The sequence below is a fragment of the Blastococcus sp. TF02-09 genome, assembly GCF_003319105.1.
In the GTDB taxonomy this organism is placed as follows: Bacteria; Actinomycetota; Actinomycetes; order Mycobacteriales; family Geodermatophilaceae; genus Blastococcus.
Genome location: NZ_QOHH01000001.1, coordinates 103,005 through 116,125, shown reverse-complemented (window position 1 = coordinate 116,125; position 13,121 = coordinate 103,005). Strand labels below are relative to the sequence as shown.

Below are 13,121 nucleotides of genomic sequence, written 5' to 3'. Positions count from 1 at the left end.
TCCCTGTGCGGTTGATCCGTGCACGGCGGGCGGGGAATCAGACTCGTGCCGCAGAGCGTCCATGCGAGATCCTCGGGTCGAGATACGAGTACAGGATGTCGACGGTGAAGTTCACGACGACGTAGCTGACGGCGATCACCAGAGCGACGCCCTGGACCATGAGCAGATCGCGCTGGACGACCGAGTCCAGCAGCAGCCGGCCCACGCCCGGCAGGGCGAACAGCGTCTCGATGACCACCGAGCCGCCGATGATCGCCCCGACCTGCACGCCCGCGACCGTCATGAGCGAGAACGACGACGGACGCAGGGCGTGCCGGAAGAGGATCCGCCGGTTGGAGACGCCCTTGACCCGGGCCATGGTCACGAAGTCCTGCTGGAGCGTCGCGATCATGTCCGTGCGGAGCAGCCGGGTGTAGACCGCCATCTCCGCGATCGCCAGGGACAGCGCCGGCAGCAACGCCGACCTCAGGTTCTGCACCGGGTCGTCGGTGAAGTTCACCCAGCCCGTCGCGGGCAGGATCCCGAGCGTCACGGAGAAGATCAGGATCAGGAAGATCGCCACCATGAAGTTCGGCACCGCGAGGAGGCCGAAGCTCGTGCTGCTGATGATCTTGTCGGTCCGCGTGCCGGCCCGGTAGGCCGACAGCATCCCGACCGGGATCGCGACCAGCAGCGCGATGATGATCGCGAGGATCCCGACCTCGGCGGTGACCGGCAGCCGGTCGATGATCGCCTCGGCGACCGGCTCGCTCGTCCGGTAGGAGCGACCGAAGTCGCCGGTCAGCGCGTCACCGATCCACGCCAGGTAGCGCACCGGCAGCGGGTCGTCCAGGCCGAGTTCGGCTCGGACTTCCGCGATCGCCTCCGGGGTGGCGTTCTCCGCTCCCAGGATCTGCAGCGCCGGGTCACCGGGCAGCAGGCTGGTCATCAGGAACGTCAGCAGCGACACCGCGAACAGGGTCGCGAGCAGCGACGGGAGCCTGCGGAGGACATACATGGGCGGTTACTCCGTCGTCCAGACGAAGCCCCACATGGCCTGCGCGCCAGGGACCCCGTCACCCTCGGTGCCGTCGGGGAACGTCCAGCCGTCGACGTTCTTCACCACGTCCCGCACCGCGATGTCGGTGAGGGTGTAGCCGGTGAACAGGTTCGGCACGTTCTCCGAGATGTCCAGGCTGATCTGCGCGACCGCCTCCTGGCGCTCGGCCAGGTCGGTCGTGGTGCGCAGCGTCTCCAGCCCGTCGGCGATCTCCGGGCTGGTGTAGCCGGTGAAGTTGAGCGGGCCCTCGGTGAACGCGTTCTTCAGCGTGACGTAGGGGTCCTGCTCGTCGCCGACCCGCCAGCACTGCACCTCGTAGTCCTTGGAGATGCCGTTCTGCACGTGCGCGGCCTGCTCGACGGTCTCCAGCGAGACGTCCATGCCCAGCTGGCTCCAGAAGTTCTGGTAGAGCTGGGAGAGCTCGTTGAGGGTCGGGTCGGGCGGGCAGCGGTAGGTGAACGCGAGGTCGGTCCCGACCGGCTCGCCGTCGGAGCGCTGCGGGTCGTTGATGTAGTCGTCGTACAGCTCCTGGGCCTGCTCCATGTCGTACGTCGGGAAGGCCTCGGCGGCCTTCTCCGAGTAGAAGGGGCTGTCCGGGCTGAAGTACTGGGTGGCGGCGGGGGTCAGCCCGGTACCGCCGATGACGTCGATGAGCGCCGGCTGATCGATGGCGTAAGCCAGGGCCTGCCGCACCCGCAGGTCGTCGAACGGCGCGATGGACGAGTTGATGATCGACCCACCGGCGTTGTTGCCCAGGTACTCGTAGTTGTCCACGCCGTCGAGGTCGCGGGCGCGCTGGACGGTGCTCTGCCGCAGCGTCTGCATGGCGTCGATGTCGCCGCTCTGCAGGCTGGAGACGCGGGTGTCCTCGTCGGGGATCGGCCGGAAGGTGATGCCGTCGAGGTGGGGCAGCCCCTCCTGCCAGTAGTTGTCGTTCTTCTCGACCACGAAGGCGCTGTCGCGCTGCCAGGAGACGAACTGGAACGGTCCCGTGCCGACCGGGTTGGCGCCGGCGTCCTCACCGGCGGCCGCCGCGGCGGTCGGGGAGAACGGCCAGCCCGGGGAACCGGTGAGGACCGAGGGGAAGGCGGCGTTGGTCTGGGCGAGGACGTACTCGACGGTGAGGTCGTCCACGACGTTGAGCGCGGTGACGTCGGCCAGCGTGTTCTTCACGTTGGACGTCGGCGCGGTGAGGTACTCGTCGAAGATCGTCTTGAGCGCCTGCGCGTTGAGCGGGGTGCCGTCGTGGAACTGCACGTTCGGGCGGAGCTTGAGCGTCCACACGGTCAGGTCCGCGTTCGGCTCCATCGACTCCGCGAGGTAGGGCCGGAAGTCGCCCTCCGCCGTCCGCTTGATCAGCGGGTCGTAGATGGCATAGGCGACCGTCGTGCCCGAGTTGCTGAAGCTGCCCTCGCCGGGCAGCCAGCTGTTGGTCTCGGCCTCCAGACCGACCGTGATCTCGCCGCCCTCGACGGGGTCGCCCTGCTCGGAGACGTCCTCGACGGTGCCCTCCTGGGCCGGGCCGTTGTCGTCCCCGTCGCCGCCACCACAGGCGGCGCTCCCCAGGAGGAGACCCACGAGACCCACGGAAGCGAGAACCCGCTTCCCCGAGACCCGCACCGGACGCCGATGTCCTCGCATGTATGTGCTCCTTGACCAGTTCTGTTCCGGCACAGCGACGAGGCCGGCGAAGGCGCGTCGATGTGCGAGCGCCCACAGCGCGTGCTGGGAGTCTGTCCTACGGGAGTGGGCTGCGTCACTAGGCGCCTCGCCACTTACCCCGGGCGCCGGACTATGCGGTGCGCACAACGTCGTCGCGACCCCTCGGAGGGGCCGGGCGGTGCGGCGTCCCCGGCCGGGACACCGCACCGCCCGGGACCCGCTACTCGACCGTCCAGACGTGGCCCCACATGACCTGGGCGCTCTCGGCTCCGTTGCCCTTCGTCCCGTCCGGGAAGACCCAGCCGTCGAGGTTCTTCACCACGTCCTCGGCCGCCATCACCGTGAGCGTCCCGCCCGCGAACGTGTTCGGGACGTTCTCGTTGATGACCAGGCCGATGGCCTCGACCGCCGCCTTGCGCTCCTCGATGTCGGTGGTGGTCCGCAGGACGTCCAGCTGCGCGTCGATCTCGGGGCTCTGGAACGCCGTCATGTTCAGCGGGCCGTCGGTGAAGGCCGCGTCGAAGACCAGGTACGGGTCGCGGTCGGCGCCGACGCGGGTGCACCCGGTGTCGTAGTCGCGGGTGAGCATCTTCTGGATCCAGGCCGCCTGCTCCACCTGCTCGAGCTCGACCTGCGCGCCCAGCGCCGCGTACAACGACTGCACCAGCTGGGCGACCTCGTTCAGCGTCGGGTCCGGGGGGCAGCTGTACGTGAAGGAGAGATCCGTGCCCACCGGCAGGCCGTCGGAGCGGTCCGGGTCGTTGACGTACTCGTCGTAGAGCTCCTGCGCCTTCTCCGGGTCGTAGGACGGGTAGGCGTCGGCGACCTCCTCGGAGTAGTACGGGCTGTCCTCGCTGTAGAACTGGGTCGTCGGCGGCGTGACGCCGGCTCCCCCGAGGACCCCGATGATCGCCTCCTGGTCGAGGGCGTACGCCAGGGCCTGGCGGACCCGGACGTCGTCGAACGGCGGCTTGCTGGTGTTGACCGTCCCGCCGCCGGAGTTGCTGCCGAGGTGCTCGTAGTTGTCGACGCCGTCGAGATCGCGGGCGCGGATCACGGTGCTCTGCCGCAGCGACTGCATCACGTCGATGTCACCGCTCTGCAGGCTGGCCAGCCGGGTGTCCTCGTCGGGCATCGGGCGGAAGGTGATCCGGTCCAGGTGCGGCAGCCCCTCCTGCCAGTAGTCCTCGTTCTTCTCGACCACCAGCTGACTGTCCCGCTGCCAGCTCACGAACCGGAAGGGGCCGGTGCCGACCGGGCTGGCGCCGGCGTCCTCACCGGCAGCGGCCGCGGCCGTCGGGGAGAACGGCCACCCGGGCGGGGACACCAGGAGCTCGGGGAAGGCGGAGTTGGCCTGCGAGAGCCGGTAGACGACGGTGAGGTCGTCGACGACGTCGAGCGAGGTGACCTCGGCCAGCGATGCCGCGGTGTTCGCTCCCGGCGCCTTGAGGTAGTCGTCGAAGATGGTCTTCAGCGCCTGGGCGTCCAGCGGCGTCCCGTCGTGGAACCGGACGCCCGGACGCAGCGTCAGCGTCCACTCGGTGAGCTCCGCGTTGGGCTCCAGCGACTCGGCGAGGTAGGGCTCGAGCGCACCGTCCTCCGTGCGGTGCACGAGCGGGTCGTAGATCGCGTAGGCGACGTTGACCCCCGGCTGGTTGAAGACCCCCGACCCGGGCAGCCAGCTGTTCGTCTCCGCCTCCAGGCCGACGGTGATCTCCCCGCCGTCGACGGGGTCCCCGGTCTCCGAGGTGTCGGTCACGGCTCCCGCCTGGGCGTTCCCGCCCTCGTCGCTGCCGCCGCAGGCAGCCCCGCCCAGCAGGACACCCACCAGCCCGACAGCGGTGACGGCCCTCGCCCAGGGACCTCTGCCCGGGCGCCGATGTCCTCGCATGCGTTGTTCTCCCCGTCCGAAGGTGCGAGCCGACCGGCCGGCCACCGGCCGTCGGCACACGCGCGCCTCTGCGCGCCGTCGGATTGTGGACCACGCAGTGGGCTGCGTCACCCCTGCCGCCGGGAGCCCACGTGCCGGCGCGGCGCGCACCGGCCGGACGACGCACGACGGCCCGGGCATCGTGCTCGCCCGGGCCGCCGTGGTTCCGCCTCAGCTCAGTCGGTCACCCACACGTGACCCCACATGACCTGCGCGCTGGCGGCGCCGTTGCCCTCGGTGCCGTCGGGGAAGACCCAGCCGTCCAGGTTCTTCACCGCGTCCCGCGTGGCCATGACGGTCAGCGTGCCCCCGGTGAACGTGTTGGGCACGTTCTCGTTGAGGACCTCGCCGATGGCCTCGACCGCCGCCTTCCGCTCCTCGATGTCGGTCGTCGTCCTGAGGACCTCCAGCTGCTCGTCGATCGCCGGGCTCTGGAACGCCGTCATGTTCAGCGGGTTCTCCTGGAAGGCCTGGCTGAAGACGATGTACGGGTCGCGGTCGGCACCGACACGGGTGCAGCCGGCCTCGTAGTCCCGCGCCAGCATGTCCTGGATCCAGGCGGCCTGCTCGGTCTGCTGGAGCTCGACCTCGGCGCCCAGCGCGGTGAAGAAGGCCTGGTAGAGCTGCGAGAGCTCGTTGAGGCTCGGGTCCGGCGGGCACTGGAACGTGAACGAGATCGGCTCGCCGACGGCCTTGCCGTCGGAACGCTCCGGGTCGTTGACGTACTCGTCGTAGAGCTCCTGCGCCTTCTCCACGTCGTACTTGGGGTAGCTCTCCTCGAGCGCCTCCGAGTAGTACGGGCTGTCGGAGCTGAAGAACTGCGTCTGCGGCGGGGTGACGCCGGCACCGCCGAGCACCTCGATCAGGCCCTCCTGGTCCATGGCGTGCGCCATGGCCCGGCGCACCCGGACGTCGTCGAACGGCGGCTTGCTCGTGTTCATCGTCATGCCGCCGGAGTTGCTGCCCAGGTGCTCGTAGTTGCTGACGCCGTCGAGCTCGCGGGCGCGCACGACGGTGCCCTGCCGCAGCGACTGCATGACGTCGATGTCGTTGCTCTGCAGGCTGGACAGGCGGGTGTCCTCGTCGGGGATCGGACGGAACGTGATCGTGTCCAGGTGGGGCAGCCCCTCCTGCCAGTAGTTCTCGTTCTTCTCCACCACGAGGTTGCTGTCGCGCTGCCAGCTCACGAACTTGAAGGGACCGGTGCCCACCGGGCTCGCGCCGGCGTCCTCACCGGCGGCCGCGGCCGCGGTCGGCGAGAAGGGCCAGCCCGCCGCGGTGACCAGTTCGTCCGGGAACGCCGCGTTGGGGCCGGAGAGGCGGTAGACCACGGTCAGGTCGTCGACGACGTCCAGCGAGGTGACCTGCTCCAGGCTCGCGGCCAGCCGCGACGCCGGCGCGGTGAGGTACTCGTCGAAGATGGTCTTGAGCGCCTGCGCGTTCAGCGGGGTGCCGTCGTGGAACTGCACGCCGGGCCGCAGCGTCAGCGTCCACTCGGTGAGCTCCGCGTTGGGCTCCATCGACTCGGCGAGGTAGGGCTCGACCGACCCCTCCGCGGTGCGGTGCATCAGCGGGTCGTAGATCGCGTAGGCGACGTTCGTCCCCGGCTGGTTGAAGGTGCCCTCGCTGGGCAGCCAGCTGTTCGTCTCGGCCTCCAGGCCGACGGTGATCTCGCCGCCCTCGACCGGGTCGCCGGCCTCGCCGACGTCGCTGACCGCGCCGGCCTCGACGTCGCCGTTGCCGTCCGAGTCGCCGCCACCGCAGGCTGCGGTGCCCAGCAGGAGACCCACGATCCCCACCGAGACGAGCGCGCGCTTCCACGGGCCCCGCATCGGGCGCCTGTGCTGTTGCATGTGTCTGTACCCCTCGACCTGTTGCTCGTGACGCCCCGACGCCGGGCCTGGGAGAGGGCACGCCAGGGCGCGGGCGCACGGAGGCGCCCGGTCGAAGTGTCCCCGGGGGCCTGCGGAGAGTCATTGGGCGGGCCGCCACCGTCACCGACGGTGAGACCCGGCGCCCCGCACAGGGGGGTCGGTGTGCTAGCCGCCACGCAGCACGGCGGCCCGGGCGAGGATCCGCCCGAGCCGCCGTGGAGTGCGGGACGTGCTACTCGGTCGTCCAGACGTGGCCCCACATCGCGGTGCCGTCGGGTGTCCCGTTGCCCTCGCTGCCGTCCGGGAAGACCCAGCCGTCGACGTTCTTCACGACGTCGCGTACCGCGACCACCGTGAGCGTGCCGCCGGTGAAGGTGACCGGCACCTCCTCGGCGAGCACGAGGCTGATCTGCTCGGCCGCCGCCTTGCGCTCCTCGACGTCGGCCGAGCCGCGCATCGTGGCCAGGGCCTCGTCGATCCGCGGGTCGGAGAACTCGGTCACGTTGATCGGACCGGGCGTGAAGGCGCGCTGGAAGACGTAGTACGGGTCCCGCGCGGCACCGTGCCGCGTGCAGCCGGCGTCGTAGTCGCGGGCGATGGCCTGCTGGGTGTAGGCCGCCTGCTCCACCTGCTCCAGCTGGACGTCCATGCCGAGCCCGTTCCAGAAGGACTGGTAGAGCTGGGACAGCTCGTTCAGGCTCGGGTCGGGCGGGCAGGTGTAGGTGAAGCTCACCGGGTCCCCGACCGCCTTGCCGTCACTGCGCGCCGGGTCGTTGACGTACTCGTCGTAGAGCTCCTGCGCCTCGTCGGGCCGGTTCGTCGGCCAGGCCTCGGCCGCCTCCTCCGAGTAGAAGGGGTCCTCGGGCCCGAAGAACTGGGTCGACGGCGGGGTGAGCCCGGTGCCGCCCAGCACCTCGATGAGCGCCTCCTGGTCCAGGGCGAGGGCCAGGGCCCGGCGCACCCGGACGTCGTCGAACGGAGGCCGGCTGGTGTTGAAGTTCGACCCGCCGCTGTTGTTGCCGAGGAACTCGTAGTTGTCGACCCCGTCGATCTCCCGCGCACGGGCGACGGTGCTCTGCCGCAGCGACTGCATCGCGTCGATGTCGCCGCTCTGGAGGCTGGACACGCGGGTGTCCTCGTCGGGGATCGGGCGGAACGTGATCCGGTCCAGGTGCGGCAGCCCCTCCTGCCAGTAGTCCTCGTTCTTCTCCACGACCAGCTGGCTGTCCCGCTGCCAGCTGACGAACCGGAAGGGACCGGTGCCGACCGGGCTGGAGCCGGCGTCGGGACCGGCGGCGGCCGCGGCGGTCGGCGAGAAGGGCCAGCCGGCCGGGTCGGTGAGCAGGTCGGGGAACGCCGCGTTGGGCGCCTTCAGCGTGTAGGTGACGGTGAGATCGTCGACGACGTCGAGCGACTGCACCTCGGCCAGGTTGGCCGCGAGGTTCGAGCCCGGGGCGACCAGGTAGGTGTCCCAGATCGTCTTCAGGGCCTGGGCGTTGAGCGGGGTGCCGTCGTGGAACACCACGTCGGGACGCAGCGTGAGCGTCCACACGGTGAGCTCCGCGTTCGGCTCCATCGACTCCGCGAGGTAGGGCTGCGGCTCACCCTCGGGCGTCCGCTTCATCAGCGGGTCGTAGATTGCGTAGGCCACGTTGTAGCCGGGGTTGCCGAAGTTCGCCGTGCCGGGCAGCCAGCTGTTCGTCTCGGCCTCCAGCCCGACGACGATCTCCCCACCGTCGACCGGGTCGCCGGTCTCCGAGACGTCGACGACGGCACCTTCCTCGCCGTCGCCACCCCCGCCGTCGGAACCGCAGGCCGCCGTCGCCATCAGCAGGCCCACGATGCCCGCGGAGACCACGGCGCGGCCCGGCCGGAGCCACCGGCTCCCGGGTTGCGAAGAACTGCGCATGTCCACCCCTCGACGTCGCTCGTCAGCGGGGAGACCAGGCGTGCGAGCGGCTGCTCCCCCGGCTGTGCGCGCTCTCCGCGCTGCCGGAAAGTGTCCTCCCTCACAGTGACCGGAGTCACTAGACGTGATGTCGCTGTCACGGGGTCCCCGGCTATGCGAACCGCACAACGGCCGCCGGTGGCGGGCCCTCCGGTCAGGCGCTGCCGGCGTTGCCCAGCACCGAGGGGTCCAGCAGCCGGAGGGCCTCGACCGCCACGAACAGCCGCGCCACGCTGCGCGGGTCCTCCAGCGACTGGCCGCTGAGCTGCTCCAGCCGGGCGAGCCGGTTGCGCACGGTGTTGCGGTGGCAGAACAGCAGCCGGCCGGTCTCGGTGGAGTTGCCGTTCGTGGCCAGCCAGGTGGCGAGCGTGGCCAGCAGCGTCTGCTGCTCGGCCTCGGGCAGCTCCATCACCGCCCCCAGCAGGAGACGGGACACCTCGGTCGAGGTCTCGACCGACGAGGCCAGCAGCGCCGCCACCGGGTCGTCGTCGATCGAGGTCACCCCCACGGCGCCGGCCGGCAGGCAGCGGCGGGCCACCACCGCCCGGGCCACGGCGACCGAGGTCTGCAGCGCGTCGGTGTAGGAGCGGCTGAGCCCGACCCGCCCCGTCGCCATGGTGCCCAGCAGCTCGCGGATGGAGGTGACGGTCCGCCACTCCCCGATCGCCACGACGCCGACGGTGCCGTCCACGGTGCTCCGCCAGGCGGAGCGGACGCCGTGGCCGGCCAGGAAGTCCTCCACGCCGGCCAGCGCGGGGGCGCCGGCGGCGTCCCGCTCGGCGGAGACCGCGACGTAGGGCCCCTCCTCGGGCAGGCCCAGCCGCGTCAGGCTGCCGCCGAGGCGCGACCACTCCCCCAGCCGGCCGTCGACGAGCGCGTCGAGCAGGAGCCGCCGGCGTTCGCGGTCGGCCTCGGTCAGCGCGGTCAGCCCCTCGTCGTACCCGGTCGCCAGCGCGCGGGACTGCTCGTCGAGCACCGTCCAGAGCGACCCCGCCTGAGCCAGGAAGGCGGCCGTCTCCGCGGGCGCCCGGACCGCCGCGCGCGCGGCCAGCTCCCGCCACAGGACGGCGGCCGCCGCGCGCAGGCCGCGGAGCGCCACCGGCAGCGGGACGTGCTGCTCGGCCCGGCGCCGGCCGACCGCGGCGCACCCCGCGTCACCGGCCGGGCCCCCGGACCGCTCGTCGGAGAGCCGGACCAGCATCGCGGCGAGGTGGGCAGCGACGTCGGTGGTCAGCTCGCCGTCCCCGAGGCGCCGGTAGGCCGGCTCCTCGCTCCGGAGCTGCTGGGCGACCGCGCCGGCCAGCGCGGCGAGGTCCGCGTCGAGGAGCTCCCCGGCAAGGGCGGCCAGCACCGGCGGCGACGCCGCGTCACCGGCACGGCCGGGAGCGCAGGGTCGCGACCGGTCGGCCTCGTTCCGCTCGGGCACTGCGCCTCCGGGGATGCGTCGGGCGAACAGCCCATTAGTTAGAGCCTTGCACTTTTCCAGAGGAGCACTAGGTTCGGGTCCATCCGAGCGCCCGAAGGAGTGCGTATGGCCACCGAGTCCGCCACGGCCGAACAACTGGACACCCCGAGCCAGGTCCGCAGCGCCGTCAGGGCGTTCATCGACGAGCACTGGGACACGTCGCTGTCGCTCAAGGACTGGCTGGGCCGGCTGGCCGACTCCGGCTGGGCGGTTCCGCAGTGGCCTGCGCAGTGGTACGGCAAGGGTCTGACCAACGACCTGGCCGCCGAGGCCTACGACGAGTTCAAGAAGATCGGCGCCGTCGGGCCGCCGCCCGGGCTGTCCCGCATGCTCGCCGCGCCGACGATCATCTCCCACGGCACCGACGAGCAGCGCACGGCCTACATCCGGCGGATCCTCGTCGGCGAGGACGCCTGGTGCCAGCTGTTCAGCGAGCCCGGCGCCGGCTCCGACCTCGCCTCCCTGCAGACGAAGGCCGAGCTCGACGGTGACGAGTACGTCGTCAACGGCCAGAAGGTGTGGACGTCGGGCGCCATGGGTTCCGACGTCGGCATGCTGATCGCGCGCACCGACCCGGACGCGGTCAAGCACGCCGGCATCACCTACTTCGCCATCGAGATGAACCAGCCGGGCATCGAGGTGCGTCCGCTGCGGCAGATCACCGGCGAGGCGCACTTCGCCGAGGTCTTCCTGACCGACGCCCGCGTCAGCGCCGACAACATCATCGGTGGCCTGAACAACGGCTGGAACGTCGCCCGGACCACGCTGGCCAACGAGCGCGTCGGCCTGGGTGGCGGCGGATCGCTCGGGTTCCCGCTGTCCGCGCCCGGCGGTCGTCGCTCGGCGCAGCTGCTCGAGCAGTCGGTCGGCGAGTTCATCGACAACCAGAAGCGCCAGGCGTCCGGCGGGCGCGTGCCCGCCATGATGATGGTGCGCAACGGCGAGGCCCTGGCCAAGCTGGCGAAGAGCATGGGCCGCGACCAGGACCCCTCCGTGCGCCAGGGCATCGCCCGGGTGCACGCGCTGACCTCGGTCAACCGCTGGAACACGCTGCGGGCGCGGGCCGCGGTCGAGGCCGGTGGCCGCCCCGGCCCGGAGGCGTCGCTGGGCAAGCTGATGGTCTCGCGCATCACCCGCCTGTCCCGCGACGTCGGCATGGAGATCGCCGGGCCCGCGGGGATGCTCGCCGGCGAGGACGGCCCGCTGAACGGCGCGCTGGCCCTCCAGTTCCTGGGCGCGCCCGCGCCCTCGATCTACGGCGGGTCCGACGAGGTCCAGCACAACATCATCGGGGAGCGGGTGCTCGGCCTCCCCCGCGAGCCCGACGCGTCCAAGGATGTCCCGTTCCGCTCGCTGCGCACCGGCACCCAGGCGCAGTAGGCACCGCGCACGAGCACGGAGACCCGTGGTCCGGCCCGCGAGGGCCGGGCCACGGGTCTCCTGCGTCCGGGTCCGCTCAGGTGTCCGCGGCGTCGCTGGCGGCCTCGGGGCGGCCGCCGAACACGTCGGCGGCGACCTCGCGACGGGCCTCGGCGAGCCAGGTGTGCTGGTCGTCGGCCTGGTCGATGAGCCGCTCGAACAGCGCGACGTCGATGCGCCGGTCGACCTCGCCGAGGGCACGCAGCGTCTCGAAGCCGGCCCGCTTGGCGAGCACGGCGGTCGCGATGAACTCGAACTCGATGACGTCGCTCAGCGGGGAGCGGGACACCAGCCGGCCGTTGAGCTTGGCGCGGGTCAGCTTCTCCCCCACCCAGGTGGCGAGCTGCTTGTACTGCCGGACCGGCAGTCCCAGCGAGGACATGGTGGCGCGCAGGCCGCTGCGCTCCTCGCGCAGCTCGTCGAGCAGCTTCTCCAGGTGCGGCTCGTACGGCGTGCCCCGCCAGCGGCCGAGCATCCGGCTGACCAGCTCGATGCCGCCGGTGGCGGCGGCGAGGTGGTCGTTGCAGTAGACGCCGAGCAATTCGGGGTTGCGCAGCGATCCACCGGTGGACGACTCGGTCACGGTGCCTCCTGACGACGACGGGCTCGGAAGCATTGTCGTCGCCGGACCGCGAGGCCGCTCGCGGGAGCCGCCGGTCAGCCGCGCAGGAGCAGCACCAGGCCGGCGCAGGCGGCCGCCCAGAGCGCACTGGCCAGGGTGCCGACGATGAACCGTTCGGCGGCCGCCGGGGAGCGCAGCTCGGCGAACCGGCCCAGGCCCTTCACGGCGAGGACGACGGCCAGCCCCTCGGGCCAGCCGGCCAGCAGCGTGCCGGTGAGCGCGGCCCGTTCCAGCACGCCGATCCAGGCTCCGCCGCGCAGGATGTCCGGGTCCTGGGCGCCGCCCCCGACCCCGACCGCCGCCGGGTCGGCCGCGTGCAGGACGCCGATGGCCACCGGGCCGCCGCCGGCCACGGAGGCGAGCACGGCCAGCACGGTGGCCAGCCCCAGCTCGGTGTCGGTGGCGTCCCCGCCGGCCCAGGCGCTGGCCGCCGCGGCCGCGAGGAGGACGGCCATGGCGGCCGCCCGCCCCTGCGGGGCACCGCGGCCCGCCAGCGCGAACGCCAGCCCGGCAGCGCCGGTGAGACCCAGCAGCACCAGAGCGAGGACGTTCATCCCACCGCCCGGGCCAGCAGGCGCGCCGCGGTCGGTCGCAGTTCGCGCTCCAGGTCCCACAGCCCGGCCGCCAGGCGCTGGCCGACCGCCTGGCGGGAGATGCCCAGCGACGCCGCCGCCTCGGCCTGGGTGCGACCGTCCGCGACGAGACCGATCGCCTCCCACGCCTGGGGGCTGCGCCGTTCGACGACGGCGGCCAGTGCGCTCAGCACCGCCTGCGCGTCCTCGGCGTCCGCGGCGTGCGCGCCGCGGACCGCCACGTGCCCGGGACGCTGCTTGGCCGCCTCCACCGCCCGGCGGGCGCTGAGGAACGCCGGACCGGCCGCGGCGCGCGTGCTCGCCGGGAGCGGCGTCTGCACCGGCCCGGCACCGACCCCCACGCTCCAGGTGCCCTCGCGCAGCAGCTGGACCACGACGTCCACGACGACGCCCGGGTCGTCGAGGACACCCTGGAACTCGTCACCCGCCGTCCGCTCGAAGGACAGCACGGCGGGCACCGCTGCCTCGAGGCGGCGCAGCACGTCGGCGACCCGGTCCGGGGAACGCCGGCTGGCACGCTGGTCGACGGTCAGCACGAACGGCACCGGGCAAGCCTGACAGCTTTCATC

The 13,121-nt window shown here is 72.0% G+C and carries 10 protein-coding genes; 1 reads left to right on the top strand and 9 read right to left on the bottom strand.

What is annotated here, in order from left to right; all coding sequences use genetic code 11:
- Positions 1 to 37 precede the first annotated feature (37 nt).
- From DQ239_RS00560 to DQ239_RS00530, 6 genes are all read right to left on the bottom strand, one after another.
- Positions 38 to 997: an ABC transporter permease gene (locus tag DQ239_RS00560; RefSeq protein ID WP_113832324.1), complete on the bottom strand. Its 960-nt coding sequence runs from the start codon at positions 995 to 997 to the stop codon at positions 38 to 40.
- Positions 998 to 1,003: 6 nt separating this feature from the next.
- Positions 1,004 to 2,617, bottom strand: coding sequence for an ABC transporter substrate-binding protein (locus DQ239_RS00555; RefSeq protein WP_158544748.1), 1,614 nt, complete (start codon positions 2,615 to 2,617; stop codon positions 1,004 to 1,006).
- 304 nt (positions 2,618 to 2,921) lie between these two features.
- Positions 2,922 to 4,460, bottom strand: a complete 1,539-nt coding sequence (locus tag DQ239_RS00550; RefSeq protein WP_158544747.1) for an ABC transporter substrate-binding protein — start codon at positions 4,458 to 4,460, stop codon at positions 2,922 to 2,924.
- 347 nt (positions 4,461 to 4,807) lie between these two features.
- On the bottom strand, positions 4,808 to 6,484 hold the full coding sequence (locus DQ239_RS00545; protein WP_113832321.1) for an ABC transporter substrate-binding protein: 1,677 nt from the start codon (positions 6,482 to 6,484) through the stop codon (positions 4,808 to 4,810).
- 253 nt (positions 6,485 to 6,737) lie between these two features.
- Positions 6,738 to 8,414, bottom strand: a complete 1,677-nt coding sequence (locus DQ239_RS00540) for an ABC transporter substrate-binding protein (protein ID WP_158544746.1) — start codon at positions 8,412 to 8,414, stop codon at positions 6,738 to 6,740.
- A gap of 193 nt (positions 8,415 to 8,607) precedes the next feature.
- Positions 8,608 to 9,879, bottom strand: a complete 1,272-nt coding sequence (locus tag DQ239_RS00530) for a PucR family transcriptional regulator (RefSeq protein ID WP_113832318.1) — start codon at positions 9,877 to 9,879, stop codon at positions 8,608 to 8,610.
- Between the two features lie 105 nt (positions 9,880 to 9,984).
- Between DQ239_RS00530 and DQ239_RS00525 the strand changes: the two genes are divergently transcribed.
- Positions 9,985 to 11,298: an acyl-CoA dehydrogenase family protein gene (locus tag DQ239_RS00525; protein ID WP_113832317.1), complete on the top strand. Its 1,314-nt coding sequence runs from the start codon at positions 9,985 to 9,987 to the stop codon at positions 11,296 to 11,298.
- Between the two features lie 76 nt (positions 11,299 to 11,374).
- Here DQ239_RS00525 and DQ239_RS00520 read toward each other — a convergent pair whose 3' ends face one another.
- The 3 genes from DQ239_RS00520 to DQ239_RS00510 form a co-directional block, all read right to left on the bottom strand.
- Entirely contained in the window at positions 11,375 to 11,920 is a 546-nt protein-coding gene (locus DQ239_RS00520) for a hypothetical protein (RefSeq protein ID WP_113832316.1), read from the bottom strand.
- Between the two features lie 74 nt (positions 11,921 to 11,994).
- Complete coding sequence (locus DQ239_RS00515; protein WP_113832315.1) at positions 11,995 to 12,513, bottom strand: hypothetical protein; 519 nt, start codon at positions 12,511 to 12,513, stop codon at positions 11,995 to 11,997.
- Positions 12,510 to 13,097, bottom strand: a complete 588-nt coding sequence (locus tag DQ239_RS00510; RefSeq protein WP_113832314.1) for a hypothetical protein — start codon at positions 13,095 to 13,097, stop codon at positions 12,510 to 12,512. The genes DQ239_RS00515 and DQ239_RS00510 overlap by 4 nt, the downstream gene beginning before the upstream one ends.
- Between the last annotated feature and the right edge of the window lie 24 nt (positions 13,098 to 13,121).

What these genes read in the sequence shown, in the direction of transcription:
- DQ239_RS00560 (WP_113832324.1), bottom strand. Translation starts at nt 997, where the DNA reads ATGTATGTCCTCCGCAGGCTCCCGTCGCTGCTCGCGACCCTGTTCGCG.
- DQ239_RS00545 (WP_113832321.1), bottom strand. Translation starts at nt 6,484, where the DNA reads ATGCAACAGCACAGGCGCCCGATGCGGGGCCCGTGGAAGCGCGCGCTC.
- DQ239_RS00540 (WP_158544746.1), bottom strand. Translation starts at nt 8,414, where the DNA reads ATGCGCAGTTCTTCGCAACCCGGGAGCCGGTGGCTCCGGCCGGGCCGC.
- DQ239_RS00525 (WP_113832317.1), top strand. Translation starts at nt 9,985, where the DNA reads ATGGCCACCGAGTCCGCCACGGCCGAACAACTGGACACCCCGAGCCAG.
- DQ239_RS00515 (WP_113832315.1), bottom strand. Translation starts at nt 12,513, where the DNA reads ATGAACGTCCTCGCTCTGGTGCTGCTGGGTCTCACCGGCGCTGCCGGG.